Source organism: Streptomyces sp. NPDC025793 (assembly GCF_055558375.1).
On sequence record NZ_JBVHMR010000074.1, the window covers coordinates 1 to 21176 of the forward strand.

3 protein-coding genes are annotated in these 21176 nt (G+C 76.1%); all 3 read left to right on the forward strand.

Going from position 1 to position 21176, the window contains the following annotated elements:
- Positions 1 to 17 precede the first annotated feature (17 nt).
- Positions 18 to 5249 carry an SDR family NAD(P)-dependent oxidoreductase gene (locus ACZ4MF_RS46050; RefSeq protein WP_467500040.1) on the forward strand — a complete coding sequence of 1744 codons (5232 nt, stop codon included), beginning with the start codon at positions 18 to 20 and terminating at the stop codon, positions 5247 to 5249.
- A gap of 66 nt (positions 5250 to 5315) precedes the next feature.
- The gene (locus ACZ4MF_RS46055; RefSeq protein WP_467500042.1) at positions 5316 to 15437 is read left to right on the forward strand and encodes a type I polyketide synthase; all 10122 of its coding nucleotides are present in this window, start codon (positions 5316 to 5318) and stop codon (positions 15435 to 15437) included.
- Between the two features lie 37 nt (positions 15438 to 15474).
- On the forward strand, positions 15475 to 21176 hold a 5702-nt coding region (locus tag ACZ4MF_RS46060), incomplete at its 3' end, for a type I polyketide synthase (RefSeq protein ID WP_467500044.1).

Sequence of the window (21176 nt, forward strand, 5' to 3'; positions counted from 1 at the left end):
GTCCGCGGCGTGCGGGTGTGTCCTCGTTCGGTATCAGTGGGACCAACGCGCATGTGATCCTGGAGGATGTGACCGGCGAACCGGTTGCCGGCGACGCTTCTGTCGTCCCGGTCGCGGACGCTTCGTACGTCCCCTGGGTCGTCACCGCACGCAGCCGGGACGCCCTACGCGCCCAGGCCGCCCAACTCCTCGACCATCTGCGGGAGTTCCCCGACATCACCCCCGCGGACCTCGGCCTGTCGCTCACCGAGACCCGCGCCGCCTTCGAGCACCGCGCCGTCGTCCTCGGCGCCGACCGAGCCGCACTCTCCGACGGGCTGCGGCTGCTCGCCGCCGGCGAGAGCGGGCCGCACACCGTCACCGGCGTGCACCGCGTCGACGGCAAGACCGCCTTCCTCTTCTCCGGGCAGGGCGCCCAGCGCCCGGGCATGGGCCGCGGCCTCTACGACACCCACCCCGCCTACGCGGACGCCTTCGACGCCGTCTGCGCCCACTTCGGCGCCGAACTGCGCGACCTCGTCCTCGGCGACGACGCCGAGCTGCTGAACCGCACCGAGTGGACACAGCCCGCCCTCTTCGCCGTCGAAGTCGCCCTGTACCGGCTGCTGGAGTCGTGGGGCGTACGCCCGGACTTCGTCGCCGGACACTCCATCGGCGAGATCGCCGCCGCCCACGTCGCCGGAGTGATGTCGCTCAAGGACGCCTGCGCCCTGGTCGCCGCGCGCGGCAGGCTGATGCAGGAACTCCCGTCCGGCGGCGCCATGTTCGCCGTGGAGGCCACCGAGGACGAGGTACGCCCCCTCCTGGAGGGGCACCCGGACGCGGGCATCGCCGCCGTGAACGGGCCGCGCTCCGTGGTCGTCTCCGGCGCCGAGGACGTGGTCACCGACATCGCCGCACGGCTCGCCGCCGACGGGCGCCGCACCACCCGGCTGCGGGTCAGCCACGCCTTCCACTCCCCGCTCATGGAACCGATGCTCGACGCGTTCCGCGAGGTCGCCGCGGGCATCACCTACGAGGCGCCGCGCATGGCGGTGATCTCCAACGTCACCGGCCGTGCCGCCGCCGGCGGCGAACTGCAGGACCCGGAGTACTGGGTGCGCCATGTGCGAGACGCCGTCCGCTTCGCCGACGGCGTCCGCTGGCTCGCCGAACACGGCGCCGACCGGTTCCTGGAGGTCGGACCCGACGGCACGCTCACCGCGATGGCGCAGAGCTGCCTGCCGGACGCCGAGACCACACTGTTCGTGCCCGTGCTGCGCAAGGACCGTGCCGAGGACGAGACGCTCCTCGACGCCGTCGCCCGGGCCTTCGCGCACGGCCTGCCCGTGGACTGGCCGCGACTGTTCGACGGCACCGGCGCCCGCACCGTACCCCTGCCCACGTACCCCTTCCAGCGCCGTCGCTTCTGGCCCGGTCCGCCCGCGCTGCTCGGCGACGTCACGTCCGCGGGCCTGGGCGCGAGCAGCCATCCGCTGCTGGGCGCGGCCGTGGAACTGGCCGACGGCGACACCCATGTCCTCACCGGCAGGCTCGCCCTCGGCAGCAGCCCCTGGCTCAAGGACCACGCGCTCACCGGCGCCGCACTGTTCCCGGCCACGGGATTCCTCGACCTGGCCCTGCACGCCGGTGCCCGGACCGGCTGCGAGCACGTCACCGAACTGACGATCCTGGCCCCGCTCACCCTGCCCGCCCAGGGCGGCGTGCAGGTCCAGGTACGGGTCGAGGCGCCGGACGCCACCGGCGCCCGCCCCCTGACCGTGCACGGCCGGCCCGACACCGCCGAGCCCGGCACGCCGTGGACCCTGCATGTCAGCGGCCTGCTCACCGCCGCCGCCGAACCGGCCGCCGTACCCTACGACTTCACCGTCTGGCCGCCCGAGGACGGCACCGAGGTGCCGCTCGACGGCTTCTACGAGGCCTTCGCCGACCGCGGCCACCTCTACGGCCCGCTGTTCCAGGGCCTGACCCGGGTCTGGACGCGCGGCGCGGAGGTGTTCGCCGAGGCCGCCCTGCCTGCCGACGCCGCTCCCGCGGCCGACGCCTTCGACCTGCACCCTGCCCTGCTCGACGCCGCGCTGCACGCCGTGATGTTCGTGCCCATGAAGGACGCCGGACGGCTGCCGTTCTCGTGGAGCGACGTGCGCCTGGACGCCGTCGGTGCCTCGGCGCTGCGGCTGCGGATGGTCCAGGAGGGCCCGGAGGCCATCGGCCTCGCCCTCGCCGACCCGGCGGGCCGCCCGGTCGGCTCGGTCGGCTCGCTCACCCTGCGCGAGCTGACCGGCGACCTGGCGGGCTCCACCATCGGCGCCCCGGACCGCCAGGGCCTGTACGAGCTGGACTGGCAGCCGGTGGCCACCGCGGACGCCGTCGCACCGACCGCGTGGACGGTCGTCGGCGCGGACGAGGCGACGGCACTCGCCGACGCCCTGCGGGCCGCCGGTCACACCGTGCGCCGGGCCTGCGGCCTCACCCCCGTCGCGGAAAACGAGCAGGTGCCGGACACCGTCCTGTACGCCGTGCCCGCGCAGACTCCGGAGAACACCCTGGGCGACCTCGCCGACGCGGGCCGCGACACCCTCACCGAGGCGCTCGCCGTCGTCCAGCGGTGGGTGGCCGACCCGGCGTTCGCGCACGCCCGGCTCGCCGTCGTCACCCGGGGCGCCGTCCCGGCGGGACCCCGGCCGGCCGACCCGGTGCAGGCGGCGGTGTGGGGCCTGGTGCGGGCCGCCCGCACCGAGAACCCCGGCCGGTTCGTCCTCGTCGACACCGACGGCACCGACGCCTCGGCGGCGGCACTGCCCGCCGCGCTCGGCGACACCGCGTTCGAACTCGCCGTGCAGGAAGGGACGGTGACCACACCGCGCATCGTGCCGCTGGCCGCCGACCGCGCCCTCGTCCCGCCCGCCGGCACCGACACCTGGCGGCTCGGCGTGGCCCACCGGGGCAGCCTGGACAGCCTGCGACTCGCGGCCTGCCCCGAGGTCGAGGCCGCGCTCGCCCCGAACGAGGTGCGCATCTCGATGCGCGCCGCCGGCGTCAACTTCCGCGACGTCCTCACCACGCTCGGCATGTACCCCGGCGACGCCACCGCGATCGGCCTCGAAGGCGCCGGGGTGATCACCGAGACCGGCACCGACGTCACCGGCCTCGCACCCGGCGACCGGGTGATGGGCATGTTCGCCGGCGCCTTCGGGCCCGTCGCGGTGGCCGACGCCCGGATGGTCGCACCGATCCCGAAGGGCTGGAGCTTCGCCGAGGCCGCGACCGTACCCATCGTCTACCTCACCGCGTACTACGCCCTGGTCGACCTCGGCGGGCTCAAGCCCGGCGAGAGCGTCCTCGTGCACGCGGCGGCGGGCGGCGTCGGCTCGGCCGCCGTCCAGCTCGCCCGGCACCTCGGCGCCGAGGTGTACGGCACGGCGTCGCCCGCCAAGTGGGACGCGCTGCGGGCCGCCGGACTCGACGACGCCCACCTCGCCTCCTCCCGCGACCTCGACTTCGAGGAGCGACTGCGCACCGCCACCGAGGGCCGCGGCTTCGACGTCGTCCTCGACTCCCTGGCCCGGGAGTTCGTGGACGCCTCCCTGCGGCTGCTGCCGCGCGGCGGCCGGTTCCTGGAGATGGGCAAGACCGACGTACGCGACCCCGAACAGGTCGCCGCCGACCACCCCGGCGTCACCTACCGGGCCTTCGACCTGATCGAGGCCGGACCCGACCGGATCGGCGAGATCCTCGCCGACCTGGCGGACCTGTTCGGGCGCGGTGCGCTGAAACCGCTGCCGATGGCCGTGTGGGACGTCCGCCGGGCGCCCGACGCGTTCCGCTTCGTCAGCCAGGCGCGGCACGTCGGCAAGGTCGTCCTGACCCTGCCGACCGCGCCCGACCCGGCCGGCACCGTCCTGCTCACCGGCGGCCTCGGCGGCCTCGGCCGCATCACCGCCCGCCATCTCGTCGTCGAGCACGGCGTACGGCATCTGCTGATCGCCGGCCGGCGCGGCGCGGACGCGCCCGGCGCGGCCGAGCTGCGCGACGAACTCGCCGCGCGGGGCGCGGACGTCACCGTCGCCGCCTGCGACGTGGCCGACCGCACCGCGCTCGCCGCGCTCCTCGCGGGCATCCCCGCCGACCGGCCGCTGACGGCCGTGGTGCACACCGCGGGTGTCCTCGCCGACGGCGTGCTGTCCTCGATGACACCGGACCGGCTGGAGCGGGCGCTGCGGCCCAAGGCCGACGCCGTGGTCGCGCTGCACGAGCTCACCCGTGACCTCGACCTCGCCCGGTTCGTGGTCTTCTCCTCGGTCGCCGGCACGTTCGGCGGCGCCGGACAGGCCAACTACTCGGCGGCCAACGCCTTCCTGGACGCCTTCGCCCAGCACCGGCGCGCCAAGGGCCTGCCCGCCGTCTCGCTCGCCTGGGGCACCTGGCTGCCCGAGGCGGGCATGACCGGGGAACTCGGCGACGCCGACCGCGAACGGCACGCCCGCACCGGCATGGTGCCGCTCGGACCCGGCACCGGCATGCGGCTGTTCGACGCCGCCGCCGGCGGCGACCGGGCCGCGCTGCTGCCGATGGACCTGGACCCGGCCGCCCTGCGCGCACACCACGACGTCCTGCCGGTCCTCCTGCGCGGCCTGGTGCGCACCCCCGCCCGGCGCCGCGCCACCGCCGCCGGGACGGCGCCCGCCGCGCAGGCACCGCGGTCGCTGGCCGACCGGCTGGCTCCGCTGCCCGCCGCGGACCGCGAGCAGCTCCTGCTCGACGTGGTCGCCGAGCAGGCCGCCGCCGTCCTCGGACACGGCTCGGCGGCCGAGATCGATCCCGAACAGACCTTCAAGGAGCTGGGCTTCGACTCCCTGACGGCGGTCGAGCTGCGCAACCGGCTCGGCGCGGCCACCGCCCTGCGGCTGCCCGCCACCCTGGTGTTCGACTACCCGACCGCCCTCGCCCAGGCCCGCTACCTGCTGGGCGAGCTGTCCCTGCCCGAGCCGCCCGGGACCGCGCAGGCCCTCCTCGGCGACATGGACCGCCTGGAGAGCGCCCTGCGGGGTGCCGACGTGGCCGGCGAGGACCGCGAGAAGGTCACCGCCCGGCTGCGCGAACTGCTCTCCCGCTGGCAGGGCGAGCCTGTCGAACCGGCCCTCGCCGCCGCGCCCGCCGCCCTCGCCGACGAGGACGCGGAACTGGCCGAGGTCGAGACGGCGGGCGACCTCTTCGACCTGATCGACCGCGAGCTGGGGGACCTGTGAGCACCCCGCCGGTCCTCCGCACGCACCCGACGCCCCGGCTCCGCCCGGTTCAAGGAAGTGACTCTCGTGGCTGACGACGACAAGTACGTGGAATACCTCAAGCGGGTCACGGGTGAACTCCGCCAGACCCGCCGCAGGCTGCGCGAGGTCGAGGACCGCAGCCGGGAGCCGATCGCCGTCGTCGCGATGAGCTGCCGGTTCCCCGGCGACATCCGTTCGCCCGAGGACCTGTGGCGGCTCGTCGACGAGGGCCGGGACGCCATCGGCCCGTTGCCACAGGACCGCGGCTGGGACATCGAGGACCGCTACGACCCCGACCCCGGCCGGCCCGGCACCTTCTCCACCCGGGAGGGCGGCTTCCTGCGCGACGCCGCCTCCTTCGACGCCGCCTTCTTCGGCATGAGCCCCCGCGAGGCCCTCGCCACCGACCCGCAGCAGCGGATCCTGCTGGAGGCGTCGTGGGAGCTGCTGGAGCGCGCCGGCATCCGGCCGCAGACCCTGCGCGGCAGCTCCACCGGAGTGTTCGTGGGAGCCGCGACCTCCGGCTACGGCCAGGGCCCGGTCGAGGTGCCCGAGGACGTGCACGGACTGATGCTCGCCGGCAACGCGACCTCGGTCGCCTCCGGCCGCATCTCCTACGTCCTGGGCCTGGAGGGCCCGACGGTCACCGTCGACACCGCCTGCTCCTCCTCCCTGGTCGCCCTGCACTGGGCGGTGCAGGCGCTGCGCGCCGGTGAGTGCGACCTCGCCCTGGCCGGCGGTGTCGCCGTCATGGCCACCCCGGGCCTGCTGTTCGAGTTCAGCAGGCAGCGCGGGCTCGCCCCGGACGGACGCTGCAAGGCGTTCGCCGATTCCGCCGACGGCACCGGCTGGTCCGAGGGCGTGGGCCTGCTGCTGGTGGAACGCCTCTCCGACGCCCGCCGCAACGGACACCCGGTGCTGGCCGTGGTCCGCGGCTCCGCCGTCAACTCCGACGGCGCCTCCAACGGTCTGACCGCGCCCAACGGGCCCGCCCAGCAGCGCGTCATCGAACAGGCCCTCGAAGGCGCCGGGATCACCGCGGCCGACGTCGACGCCGTCGAGGCCCACGGCACCGGCACCACCCTCGGCGACCCCATCGAGGCCCAGGCGCTGCTCGCCACCTACGGCCGGGCCAAGACCGCCGAACGGCCCCTGTACCTGGGCTCGTTGAAGTCGAACCTCGGCCACACCCAGGCGGCCGCCGGCGTCGCCGGCGTCATCAAGACGGTGCTGGCCCTCCAGCACGGGCGCCTGCCCCGCACCCTGCACGTGGACCAGCCCTCCACCCACGTCGACTGGGACGCCGGGCACGTCCGGCTGCTCACCGAGGCCACCGACTGGCCGCTCACCGAAGGCCGCCCCCGCCGCGCCGCCGTCTCCTCCTTCGGTATCAGCGGCACCAACGCGCACACCATCCTGGAGGCCGCGCCCGAGGAGCCCGAGGAGACGGCGGAGCCCCAGGCCCCCGCCCCCGCGACCGCCGTGCGGCTGCCCCTGGCGCCCTGGCCGCTGTCCGCGCGCGGCGCCGAAGCGCTGCGCGCCCAGGCCGCCCGCCTCCTGGCGCACACCGACGCCCACCCCGCCGACGACCCGCACGTCACCGCCCGCGCCCTCGCCGCCACCCGGCAGGCCTTCGAACACCGGGCCGTCGTCCTCGCGGCGGACCTGGCCGGCACCCGCGACGCCCTGCGCGCCCTCGCCGCGGGGGAGGAGCACCCGGCCGTCGTGACCGGCCGCACCCTGCGCGGCGCGACCGCGTTCCTCTTCTCCGGACAGGGCGCCCAGCGTCCCGGCATGGGCCGCGAACTGTACGGCGCGTTCCCCGCGTTCGCCCGGGCCTTCGACGAGGTGTGCGCCCACCTCGACCCCGAACTCGGACTGAGCCTGAAGGAAGCCGTCTTCGACAGCGCCCCGGACGACGCGGCGCTGCGGGAGACCGGCCTCGCCCAGCCCGCCCTGTTCGCCGTCGAGGTCGCCCTCCACCGCCTGCTGGAATCATGGGGCGTCACGCCCAAGTACCTCTTCGGGCACTCGCTGGGTGAACTGTCCGCCGCGCACGTCGCCGGCGTGTGGTCGCTGCCCGACGCCTGCCGGCTCGTCGCCGCCCGCGGACGGCTGATGCAGGACCTCCCGCGCGGCGGCGCGATGGTCTCCGTCGAGGCCGCCGAGGACGAGGTGGCCGCGCTGCTCGCCGAACACGGCGGCGCCGTGTCGGTGGCCGCCGTCAACGGCCCGCGCGCCACCGTGATCTCCGGCGACGAGGCCGCCGTCGAGGCCGTCGCCTCGGCGCTCGGCGCCCGCGGCCGCACCACCCGCAGACTGCGGGTCTCGCACGCCTTCCACTCGGCGCGCATGGACGCCGTCCTCGACGCCTTCCGCGCCGTCGCCGAGAGCGTCACCGCGCACCCGCCGCGCCTGACCGTGGTCTCCAACCTCACCGGACGCCCGGCCACCGCCGAGGAACTGACCTCCGCCGACTACTGGGTGCGCCACCTGCGCCACGCCGTCCGCTTCGGCGACGGCGTCGACTGGCTCGCCACCCACGGCGTCACCCGCTACCTGGAACTCGGCCCCGACACCACGCTCACCGCGCTCGTCCGCGCCGCACTGCCCGACGACACCGTCGACCGGCTCTGCGCGCCCGTGCTGCGCAAGGACCGCCCCGAGCCGGACACCCTGCTCGCCGCCGTCGCCGCCGCCCACGCCCACGGAGTCTCCGTCGACCTGGCCGCCCTGCTCGGCAGCGACCCGGCCGACCCCCAAGTCGACCTGCCCACCTACGCGTTCATGCGCGAGCGCTACTGGCTGCGGCCCGCCGACACCACCGGCGACGTCACCGGCGCCGGTCTCACCGGCACCGGACACCCGCTGCTCGGGGCCGTCGTCCGCGTCGCCGACGACGACCGCGTGCTGCTCACCGGCCGGCTGTCCACCCGCACCCAGCCCTGGCTCGCCGACCACACCGTGTCCGGCACCGTCCTGCTCCCGGGCACCGCGTTCGTCGAACTCGTGCTGCGCGCCGGTGACGAGGTCGGCTGCGGCCTCCTCGACGACCTCACCCTCGAAGCCCCGCTGATCCTCCCGGACGCCGGCGGCGTCCAGCTCCAGATCGCACTCGGCGCCGCCGACGCCGACGGCCGCCGGCCGGTCACCGTGCACTCCCGGGCCGGCGCCGACGACGACAGCCCCTGGACCCGGCACGCCACCGCCGTCCTCGCCCCGGCGCCCGCCGCGCCCGAGGCCGAGCCCGTCGCCTGGCCGCCCGCGGACGCCCACAGCCTCCCGCTGGACGGCTTCTACGACGCCCTCGCCACCCAGGGCTACCAGTACGGTCCCGTCTTCCAGGGCCTGCGGGCCGCCTGGCGCTCCGGCGACACCTGGTACGCCGAGGTGGTGCTCCCCGAGGAACAGCACCGCGACGCCGCCCGGTTCGGCCTGCACCCGGCCCTCCTGGACGCCGCCCTGCACGCCCAGCTCGCCGGTGACGGCGGCGACGACGGCGCCGAACGAGCGGGCGTGGGCCTGCCGTTCGCGTTCAGCGGCGTCACCCTGCACGCCGTCGGTGCCACCGAGCTCCGGGTCCGCCTGGAGCGCGGCTCCTCCGGCGCCGTCGGCCTGCACCTCGCCGACGGCACCGGACGCCCCGTGGCCACCGTCGACTCCCTCGTCAGCCGCCCGGTCTCCCAGGGCGCCCTGCACACCTCCCGGCCCGCCGACGGCGCCCTGTTCACCGTGCGCTGGAGCGACACCGCCCTGCCCGACACCGCGGACACCGACGGCTGGCGGCTCGGCTGCGGCGATCCGGCGGGCCTGGTGCCCGCCCGGCCGGCACTCGGCGCCGACGACACACCCACGGCCGTGGTCCTGCCGTACGCCTCCGCCCCCGACGAGACCCCCGCGAGCATCGCCGGCCGCGTCCTGACCGACCTGCAGACACTGCTGGCCGATCCGCGCACCGACGGCGCCCCGCTCGTGATCGTCACACGCGGCGCCGTGAGCGCGGCCGACGGCGAGGACGTCACCGACCTGTCCGCCGCCGCCGTGTGGGGCCTGGTCCGCTCGGCCCAGACCGAGAACCCGGGCCGTCTCGTCCTCGCCGACCTCGACGACACCGACGCCTCCCGCGCCGCCCTCGCCGCCGCCGTCAGCACCGGCGCCACCCAACTCGCCCTGCGCGACGGCACGTTGCGCACACCGGCACTGGCCCGCGCCGCCGCGGCCGACCGGGCGCCCGGCTGGGACGCCGACGGCACCGTCCTGATCACCGGCGGCACCGGCGCGCTCGGCGCCCTGGTCGCCCGCCACCTGGTCACCGCCCACGGCGTGCGCTCCCTGCTGCTCACCAGCCGGCGCGGCACCGACGCCCCCGGCGCCCGCGAGCTGACGGACGAACTCACCGCGCACGGGGCCGCCGTACGCGTCGAGGCCTGCGACGCCGCCGACCCCGGCGCGCTGGCCGCACTGCTCGGCACGCTGGCCGCCGACCGGCCGCTGCGCGGCGTGGTGCACACCGCGGGCGTCCTCGACGACGGCGTGCTCGGCTCGCTCACCCCCGACCGGCTCGCCCCCGTGCTGCGCGCCAAGGCGGACGCCGCGCTCGCCCTGCACACGGCGACCCGGGACGCCGACCTCACCGCCTTCGTCCTGTTCTCCTCGGCCTCCGGACTGCTCGGCGGCGCCGGACAGGCCAACTACGCCGCCGCCAACACCGTCCTGGACGCCCTCGCCCACCACCGCCGCACCGCCGGTCTGCCCGCCACCTCACTGGCCTGGACCCTGTGGGACCACGACAGCGGCATGACCGGCGGCCTCGGCGACGAGGACCGGCGCCGCATCGCGGCCTCCGGTCTGCCCGCCCTGGACCCCGACGCGGCGCTGCGGCTGCTCGACCAGGCCCTCGCGACCGGCGAGCCCCTCCTCGCACCGCTGCGCACCGACCCGGCGGCGCTGCGCTCCGCCGCCTCGGCCGGGCGGCTGCCCGCCCTGCTGCACGGCCTCGTCCCGGCACCGGCCCGGCGCACCGCCCGGGCCGCCGACACGGACGCCTCCGCCTTCGGCCGCCGCCTGTCCGGACTGTCCGCACCCGACCAGGAACGCCTCCTGCTCGACGTCGTCCGCCGGCACGCCGCGGTCGCCCTCGGACACGGCTCGGCCGGCGCCGTCGACGGCGAACAGTCCTTCAAGGACCTCGGCTTCGACTCCCTCACCTCCGTCGACCTGCGCAACCGGCTCACCGCCGAGACGGGACTGCGGCTGCCCGCGACGCTCGTCTTCGACCACCCCCGCCCCAGCGCGCTCGCCCGCCACCTGGCCCGCGAACTCACCGGCGCCACCGAGGAGTTCGCCACCACGACGGCCACCGCTGAGGAAGACGACCCGGTCGTCATCGTCGCCATGGCCTGCCAGTACCCCGGCGGCGTCAGCTCGCCCGAGGACCTGTGGCGGTTCGTGTCCGAGGGCGGCGACGCCATCGGCGCCTTCCCCACCGACCGCGGCTGGGACCTGGACCGCCTGCCCGGCCTGGAGGCCGGATTCCTGTACGGCGCCACGCACTTCGACGCCGCCCTGTTCGGCATCGCCCCCCGCGAGGCGCTCGCCATGGACCCCCAGCAGCGGCTGCTCCTGGAGACCTCCTGGGAGGTCTTCGAGCGCGCCGGGATCGACCCGCTGTCCCTGCGCGGCAGCGGCACCGGCGTCTACGTCGGCGCGATGGGCTCCGGCTACGCCTCCGGTCTGGCCGACATCCCCGAGGGCATGGAGGGCTACATCGGGCTCGGCGTGTCCGGCAGCGTCCTGTCCGGCCGCGTCGCCTACACCTTCGGCCTGGAGGGGCCGACCATGACGGTCGACACCGCCTGCTCCTCCGCCCTGGTCGCCCTGCACCTCGCCGCCCACGCCCTGCGCCAGGGCGAGTGCACCATGGCGCTGGCCGGCGGTGTCACGGTCATGGCCACACCCGGCACCTACACCGAGTTCACCGCCCAGAACGGGCTGGCCGCCGACGGCCGTTGCAAGGCGTTCGCCGCCTCCGCCGACGGCACCAGCTTCTCCGAGGGCGTCGGCATGCTCCTGCTGGAACGCCTCTCCGACGCCCGCCGGGGCGGCCACCCCGTCCTCGCCGTGGTCCGCGGCTCCGCCACCAACCAGGACGGCGCCTCCAACGGCCTGACCGCACCCAACGGCCCCTCCCAGGAGCGCGTCATCCGCCAGGCGCTGGCCTCGGCCGGGCTCGCCCCGGCCGACGTCGACGCCGTCGAGGCGCACGGCACCGGCACCACGCTCGGCGACCCCATCGAGGCGCAGGCGCTGTTCGCCACCTACGGCCGCGCACGCGCCGAGGGCGAACCGCTGCTGCTGGGCTCCGCCAAGTCCAACTTCGGGCACACCCAGGCCGCCGCGGGCGCCGCGGGCGTCATCAAGATGGTCATGGCCATGCGCCACGGCGAACTGCCGCGCACCCTGCACGTCGACGAGCCCTCCCCGCACATCGACTGGTCCAGCGGCACCATCGAGCTGCTCACCGAGGCCCGGTCCTGGCCGGCCCGCGGTGACCGGCCCCGCCGCGCGGGCGTGTCCTCCTTCGGCATCAGCGGCAGCAACGCCCACGTCGTCCTCGAAGAACCCCCCGCCGCCGAGCCCGCCGCCGAGCGGCCCGAGTCCGCCGCCGTGCCCCGGGTGTACCCCGTCTCCGGACACACCCCGGACGCGCTGCGCGCCCAGGCGGCCCGGCTGCGTACCCACCTCCTGCACCACGACGACGACCCCCGCGACGTCGCCCGCACCCTCGCCGTCGCCCGCCACCCGCAGGCCCACCGCGCCGCGGTCGTCGCCGCCGACCGCGAGGAACTCCTGGCCGGGCTCGCCGCCGTCGCCTCCGGCGAGCCGCACCCCGGCACGGCCACCGGCACCGCCGACGGCGGGCGGCTCGCCGTCCTGTTCAGCGGCCAGGGCGCCCAACGCCCCGGCATGGGCCGCGAGTTGTACGACGCCCACCCCGTCTACGCGCGGACCTTCGACGCGGTGTGCGCCGAACTCGACCGCCACCTCGACGGACCGCCGCTGCGCGACGTCGTCCTCGCCGCGGCCGACAGCGCCGAGGCCGCCCTGCTGGACCGCACCGCCTACACGCAGGCCGCGCTCTTCGCCTACGGCACCGCCGCCCACGCCCTGGCCACGTCCTGGGGGGTACGGCCCGACGTGCTCGCCGGGCACTCCATCGGCGAACTGACCGCCGCGCACGTCGCCGGCGTCTTCGACCTGGCCGACGCCTGCGCGCTGGTCGGCGCGCGCGGCCGGCTCATGCAGAGCCTGCCCGAGGGCGGCGCCATGGCCGCCCTGGAGGCGACCGAGCAGGAGGTACTGCCCCTGCTGGCCGACCGCGCCGACCGCGTCGCCGTCGCCGCGGTCAACGGACCCGTCTCCGTGGTCGTCTCCGGCCAGGCCGAGGACGTGACGCAGATCGCCGCCGAGTTCGCCGCACGGGGCCGCAAGACCCGGCGCCTGAAGGTCAGCCACGCCTTCCACTCGCCGCTGATGGACGCCGTGCTCGACGACTTCCGCGCCGTCGCCGCCCGCGTCGGCTTCCACGCCCCCACCGTGCCCGTCGTGTCCAACGTGACCGGCACCCTCGCGACCGGCGACGACCTGCTCACCCCCGACTACTGGGTGCGCCACGTCCGCCAGGCCGTCCGCTTCGCCGACATGGTCCGCACGCTGGAGGAGAGCGGTGCCACCCGCTTCCTCGAACTCGGCCCCGACGCCACCCTCACCCCCCTGGTCCAGGACGGCGTCAGCGACTCCGCGGCGGTGACCGCCGTACCCCTGGCACGCCGCGACCTGCCCGAGGACCGTTCCGCGCTGCTCGCCGCCGGCACCCTGCACGTGCACGGGCTCGGTGACGTACCGGCCGTACCGGCGGACACCGAAGCCCGGCCCGTGCCCCTGCCCACCTACGCCTTCCAGCGCGAGCGCTTCTGGCTGGAGACGTCCGCGCCCGCCGCCGCCGCGGCCGGCCAGGACGCCGCGTTCTGGGAACTCGTCGAGGCCGCGGACCCCGCCGCCCTCGCCGAGCGCCTCGCCGTCGACAGCGACGCCCCGCTCAGCGCCGTACTGCCCGCGCTCGCCGCCTGGCGCGGCGAGGACCGCAGGCAGGCGCAGATCCAGCGCTGGGAACACCGCGTGGTGTGGCGGCCCGCCGCCGACACCGCCGCCACCCTCACCGGCGGCTGGCTCCTCGCCGTCCCCGGCCGTCTCGACGGCGGCCCCTGGGCCACCTCCGTCGCCGACGCGCTCACCGCCCACGGCGCCCGCGTCCGCGTCCTGCCCGTCGACTGCGCCACCGCCGACCGCACCGCCCTGGCCGCCGTCCTCGCGGACCTGCGCCAGGACGACGCCGGGCCGTGGACCGGCGTGGTGTCCCTGCTCGCCGCCGACACCGACGCGCTGCCCGGACACGACGCCGTACCGGCCGGTCTCGCCGCCACCGCCGCCCTCGTCCAGGCACTCGCCGACGGCGCCGACGGCACCGACGCGGCGCGGCTGTGGGCGCTCACCGCGGGCGCCGCGGGCGTGCTCGGCACGGAGGCACCCATGGCCCCCGAGCAGGCCGCCGTGTGGGGACTGGGCCGCACCGCAGCCCTCGAACACCCGCAACTGTGGGGCGGCTTGGTCGACCTGCCCGCCGGGACCGACACCGCCGTCCCGGCCGACGTGGCCCGCCGCCTGGCCGCCGCACTGGCCGGCCGCACCGGCGAGGACCAGATCGCCGTACGGCCCGCGGGCACCTTCCTGCGCCGCCTCGAACGCGTCCCGGCCGGTACGCCCCTGGCGCCCGCGCCCGACTGGTCGGGCACCGTCCTGCTCACCGGAGCCACCGGCGCGCTCGGCGTGCACACGGCCGCCTGGCTCGCCGCGCAGGGCGCCGGCCGCATCCTGGCCGTCAGCCGCTCCGGCGCGGCCGCCGAGGGCGCCGCCCGCCTCAAGGACGCGCTCGCCGACTCCGGCACCGAACTGGTCCTGGCCGCCTGCGACACCGCCGACCGCGAGGCGCTCGCCGCGCTCCTCGCCGAACACCCCGTGGACGCCGTCGTCCACACCGCGGGGGTGCTCGACGACCGGCTCCTCGACGGGATGGACCCCGCCGCCCTGGACCGCGTCCTGCGCCCCAAGCTGGCGGCCGCCCGCCATCTCGACGAACTGACGCGTGGGCGCGAGCTCACCGCGTTCGTCCTGTACTCGTCGGTCTCCGGCACCCTCGGCACCATCGGCCAGGCCAACTACGCGGCGGCCAACGCCTACCTGGACGCCCTGGCCGAACACCGCAGGGCCGCCGGGCTGCCCGCCACCTCACTGGCCTGGGGGCCGTGGGCCGGCGGCGGCATGGCCGGCGCCGACGCCGACGGCGAGAACCGCATGCGGCGCGGCGGCATCGAGCCGCTCGCCCCCGAGCGGGCGGTCGACGCCCTCGGCCGGGCCGTCGCCCGCACCGACGCCGTCCTCGCCGTCGCCGACATCGACTGGGCCCGCTTCGCACCCGGCTTCACCACCTCCCGGCCCAGCCCGCTGCTCGCCGACCTCCCCGAGGTCCGCGACCTGCTCGCCCGCCGCCCCCAGAACACCGCGGGCGCCTCGCAGGCCCTGCGCGAACAGCTCGCCGGACAGTCCGCCGCCGAGCGCGAACGCACCCTGACCGCCCTGGTGCGCACCGAGGCCGCCGCCGTCCTCGGCCACACCGGCACCGACCGCGTCGGCGCCACGACGGCGTTCAACGCCCTGGGATTCGACTCGCTGATGGCCGTCGAACTGCGCAACCGGATCGGCGCCGCCACCGGCCTCGCGCTGCCCGCCACGCTGCTGTTCGACCAGCCGAGCGCCACGGCACTCGCCGGGTATCTGCACGGCCGGCTCTCGGACGACACCGACGGTGCCGCCGCCGTCCTCGCCGGGCTGGACACCCTGGAGGCGGCCCTCGCCGCACTGCCGCAGGACGACGGCCGACGCGACCGCATCGGCGCCCGGCTGCAGTCGCTCCTCGGCGGCTTCACCGGCCGGGCCACAACCGCCGTCGCCGCCCCCGCCACCGGCGGGGACGACGTCAGCGACCGGATCCAGTCCGCCGGCGCGGACGAGATCTTCGACTTCATCGAGAACGACCTCGGCATCTCCTGACGGCACGGCCACGGGACCTGAGAACGGGTGACACGACATGACCGATGAGGACAAGCTCCTCGGCTACCTGAAGAAGGTCACGGCCGACCTCCACCAGACGCGGCAGCGCCTGGCCGCGGCCGAGGCACACCAGCACGAACCCCTGGCGATCGTCGCCATGGGCTGCCGATTCCCCGGCGGTGTCAACGACCCCGACGACCTGTGGCGGCTGCTCGACGACGGCACCGACGCCATGACCGACTGGCCGCGCGACCGCGGCTGGGACATCGACGCCCTGTACGACCCGACCCCGGGCACACCCGGCCGCAGCTACACCCGCACCGGCGGATTCGTCGACCGCGTCGGCGACTTCGACGCCGGTTTCTTCGGCATCTCGCCGCGCGAAGCCGTCGGCACCGATCCGCAGCAGCGCATCCTGCTGGAGATCTGCTGGGAGGCCCTGGAGCGCGCCGGGCTCGACCCGCTCGCCCTGCGCGGCAGCCGCACCGGCGTGTTCTGCGGCACCAACCTTCAGGACTACACCACCCTGCTCAGCCTGTCCGACAACGCGGGCGACGACGGGGTGGGCAACGCGTCCAGCGTGCTGTCCGGCCGGATCTCCTACACCCTCGGCCTCGAAGGCCCTGCCGTCTCCGTCGACACCGCCTGCTCCTCCTCCCTGGTCACCCTCCACCTGGCGGCGCAGGCCCTGCGCGCGGGGGAGTGCGACCTCGCCCTCGCCGGCGGCGTCACCATCATGTCGACGCCCACGATCTTCCTGGAGTTCAGCCGCCAGCGCGGCCTGTCGCCGGACGGCCGCTGCCGCGCGTTCGCCGACACCGCCGACGGCACCGCCTGGGGCGAGGGCGCCGGAATGCTCGTCGTCGAACGGCTCTCCGACGCCCGACGCAACGGACATCCCGTCCTCGCCGTCCTGCGCGGCTCGGCCGTCAACCAGGACGGCGCCTCCAACGGCCTCACCGCCCCCAACGGGCCCTCCCAGGAACGTGTCATCTGGCAGGCGCTGAACAGCGCGCAGCTCGCCCCCGCCGACGTCGACGCCGTGGAGGCGCACGGCACCGGCACCACCCTCGGCGACCCCATCGAGGCCCAGGCCCTGCTCGCCACCTACGGCCAGGACCGACCCGCGGACCGGCCGCTGCTGCTCGGCTCGGTGAAGTCGAACATCGGCCACACCCAGGCCGCGGCCGGCGTCGCCGGCATCATCAAGACGGTCCTCGCGCTGCGCGCGGGCCGGCTGCCCGCCACGCTCCACGTCGACCGGCCCAGCCGGCACGTCGACTGGTCCGCCGGCAACATCGAACTGCTCACCGAAGCCCGCGCCTGGCCGGCCGTCGGCGACCGGCCACGCCGCGCCGGCGTGTCCTCCTTCGGCGTCAGCGGCACCAACGCCCACGTCATCCTCGAACAGGCCCCGCCCGCCGAACAGGACGACAGCACCGAGCCGGGCGAGGCTCCCCGCCCGCGCGCCTTCGCCGTCTCCGGCCGCACCGCGGCCGCCCTGCGCGACCAGGCCCGCCGGCTCGCCGCCCACCTGCGCTCCGCCCCGGACGGCGGGCCGCACCCCGCCGACCTCGCCTGGTCCCTCGCGGGCACCCGGTCCGCCCTCGAACACCGCGCCGTCGTCGTCGCCGCCGACCACGACGTCCTCCTGCGCGGCCTGACCGCCCTGGCCGACGCCACTCCCGACCCCGCCGTGGTGCGCGGCGTCGCCGACACCGAGGGCGACCCGGTCTTCCTCTTCCCCGGCCAGGGCCCCCAGTGGGAGGGCATGGCCACCGAACTCCTCGACACGGACGCCCGGTTCCGCGCCTCCTTCGACGAAGCCGCCGCCGCCGTCGAGGAGTTCACCGACTACCGCGTCCTGGACGTCCTGCGCCGCGCCCCCGGCGCCCCGCCCCTGGAACGGCTCGACGTCGTCCAGCCCACCCTCTTCGTCGTCTGCGTCGCCCTCGCCCGACTGTGGATGGCGTGCGGGGTCCGCCCCGCCGCGGTCGCCGGACAGAGCCAGGGCGAGATCGCCGCCGCCCACATCGCCGGCGTCCTCACCCTCCAGGACGCGGCCCGCGTCGTCGTCACCCGCTCCCGCGAGCTGACCGCCATCACCGGCCGCGGCGGCATGGTCGCCGTACCCCTGCCGCTCGCCGAGGTCGAGCGGCTCATCGCCCCCTACGACGGCCGGATCTCCGTCGGCTCCGTCACCGGCCCGCGCTCCGTCACCGTCTCCGGCGACGCTGAGCCGCTCGCCGCACTGCTGGCCCGCCTCACCGACGACGGCATACGCGCACGCCGCGTCCCCGTGGACTACGCCTCCCACTGCGCCCAGGTCGAGGAGGTCCGCGACGCCCTGCTCGCCGGATTCGCCCCGGTGCGCCCGCGCCCCGCCGAGATCCCCTTCCACTCCACCGTCACCGGGGCACGCATCGAGGACACCACCACGCTCGACGCCGCCTACTGGTACGACAACATCCGCCGCACCGTCCGCTTCGAGAGCACGGTGCGCGCCCTCGCCGACGCCGGACAGCGCGTCTTCGTCGAGATGGCCCCGCACCCCGTGGTCACCACCGCCGTCGGAGACATCCTCGACGACCTCGGCATCGCCGACGGCGCCGTCCTCGGCACCCTGCGCCGCTCCGAGGGCGGTACCGAACGCTTCCTGCAGTCCGTGGCCGGCCTCGCCGTCCGCGGCGGCTGCGTGGACTGGAAAGCCGTCCACGACGAGCCCGCACACCGCGTCGACCTTCCCGTCTACGCCTTCCAACGCCGCCGCTACTGGCCCGCGTTCACCACCGCCGCGACCCCGCGGACCGCCGACGGCGCGGACGCCCCGTTCTGGCAGGCCGTCGAGTCCGGCGACCACGCCACGCTCGCCGAAGCGCTCGGCTTCGACACACAGACCGCGGCCACCCTGGCCCCCGCCCTCGCCGGCTACCGGCGCCGCGGCGCCGACCGCGCCACCGCCGACCGCTGGCGCTACCGCATCACCTGGCACCCGCTGCAGGACCCGACGGCCCCCGCCCTCACCGGCCGCTGGACCCTCGTCGTCCCCCGCGGCCACGAGAACGGACCCGAGGCCACCGCGGTCCGGGCCGCCCTGACCCGCGCGGGCGCCGACTGCGTCCCCGTGACCGTCGACGGCCACCTCGACCGCACCGGCCTCGCCGCCGTACTGGCCGACGCGACCGACGGCGCCCGCGGCGTGCTGTCCCTGCTCGCCCTGGACGACAGCCCGCACCCCCGGCACCCCCAGCTGCCCGGCGGGTTCGCCACCACCGTCGCCCTCGTGCAGACGCTGGACGACCTGGGCACCCGGCTGCCCGTGTGGTTCCTCACCCGTGGCGCCGTCGCCACCCGCTCCGGCGCCGCCCCGACCGCACCGGCCCAGGCACTCGTCTGGGGCTTCGGCCGGGTCGTCGCCCTGGAACAGGCCGACTGCTGGGGCGGCCTGATCGACCTGCCCGACCAGCTCGACGCCCGCACCGCCGACCGCGTCGCCGCCGTCCTCGCCCGCACCGACCACGAGGACCAGGTCGCCGTACGCGCCACCGGCGTCCTCGGCCGCCGACTGGAGCGCGCCGCCGTCGGCGGACTGCCCGGCCGCCGCCAGTGGCGTCCGCAGGGCACCGTCCTCGTCACCGGCGGCACCGGCGCCCTCGGCCGCCACGTGGCCCGCTGGCTCGCCCGCGCGGGAGCCCCGCACCTCCTCCTCGTCAGCCGCTCCGGCCCCGACGCGGAAGGCGCCGCCGAACTGCTCGCCGAACTGAACGCCGCCGGCACCCACGCCGAACTCGTCGCCCGCGACATCGCCGACCCCACGGACCTCGCCGCACTCCTGGCGACCATCCCCGAGGAACGCCCCCTCACCGCCGTCTTCCACACCGCCGCGGTCCTCGACGACGGCGTCATCGGCTCGCTCACACCCGAACGCCTCGCCGAGGTCCTGCGGGTCAAGGTGGGCGGCGCGCTCAACCTCGACGCCGCCACCCGCGACCTGGACCTCTCCGCGTTCGTGCTGTTCTCCTCCTCCTCGGGCGTCTTCGGCAGCCCCGGACACGGCAACTACGCCCCCGGCAACGCCTACCTCGACGCCCTCGCCGAGGACCGCCGCTCCCGAGGCCTGCCCGCCACGGCGATCGCCTGGAGCGGCTGGGCCGACGGAGGCATGGCCGCCGGCACCGTCGGCGAGCGCCTCCAGCGCCACGGCGTCCGCCTCATGGACCCCGCCGTCGCCGTCACCGCCCTCCAGGACGCCCTCGACCAGGACGACACCGCACTCGTCGTCACCGACATCGACTGGGAGGTCTTCGGCGCCGAACTCGACAAGGGCCGGCCACGCCGCCTCTACGCCCAACTCCCCGACCTGGAACGGCTGCGCGCCCGCCGCCCCGCCGCCCCGACCGCCTCCGGCGGCGACGAGAACGACCTGATGGCCACGATCGCCGCCCTCGGGGACGCCGAACGGCGCCACGCGCTGCTCGAACTGGTCCGCGGACACATCGCGTACGTCCTCAACCACCCCAGCCCCGACGACGTCGAACCCGCCCGGGCCTTCCGGGAACTCGGCTTCGACTCCCTCACCGCCGTCGAGCTGCGCAACACGCTCGGCGAGGCGACCGGCATGCGGCTGCCCGCCACCCTCGTCTACGACTACCCCACACCCGCGGCCCTGGCCGAACACCTCGGCGAGCAGCTCGCCCCGGCGGGCCCCGCAGCCTCCGCCGGAGCCGTCACCCGCCGGGACACGGCAGAGGACCCGGTCGTGATCGTCGGCATGGCCTGCCGCTTCCCCGGCGGAGCGGACACCCCGGAGCGGTTCTGGCGGCTCCTGGCCGACGGGACCGACGCCATGGGCCCCTTCCCGACGGACCGGGACTGGGACCTGGCCGGACTCTACGACCCCGAACCCGGTACGGCGGGCCGCACCTCCACGCTCACCGGTGGCTTCCTCGACGGCTTCGCCGACTTCGACCCCGGCGTCTTCGCCATCTCGCCCCGTGAAGCCCTGGCCATGGACCCGCAGCAGCGGCTCCTGCTGGAGGTCGCCTGGGAGACGTTCGAGCGGGCGGGCATCGATCCGCGGTCGCTGCGCGGCAGCCGGACCGGTGTGTTCGCCGGCACCAACTACCAGGACTACACCTCCCGTCCGCTCGCACCGGGCGACGAGGTCGGCGCCCACCTGGGCACGGGCAACTCCGCCGCCGTCCTGTCGGGCCGCGTGTCCTACACCTTCGGGCTGGAGGGCCCCGCCGTCACCGTCGACACCGCCTGCTCGTCCTCCCTCGTCGCCCTCCACCTCGCGGCACAGGCGCTGCGCACCGGGGAGTGCGACCTGGCCCTGGCGGGCGGCGTCACCGTGATGTCCACGCCCGGTCTGTTCGTGGATTTCAGTCGTCAGCAGGGGTTGGCGGCGGATGGGCGGTGCAAGGCGTTCGCGGATGCGGCGGATGGTACGGGGTTCTCGGAGGGTGGTGGTCTGCTGTTGGTGGAGCGGTTGTCGGACGCGCGTCGTCTGGGGCATCCGGTGCTGGCGGTGGTGGCGGGTTCGGCGGTGAATCAGGACGGTGCGTCGAACGGGTTGAGTGCGCCGAACGGTCCGGCGCAGCAGCGGGTGATCCGGGCCGCGTTGGCGGATGCGGGTGTGTCGGCGGCTGAGGTGGATGTGGTGGAGGCGCATGGTACGGGGACGCGGTTGGGTGATCCGATCGAGGCGCAGGCGCTGTTGGCGACGTATGGGCGGGA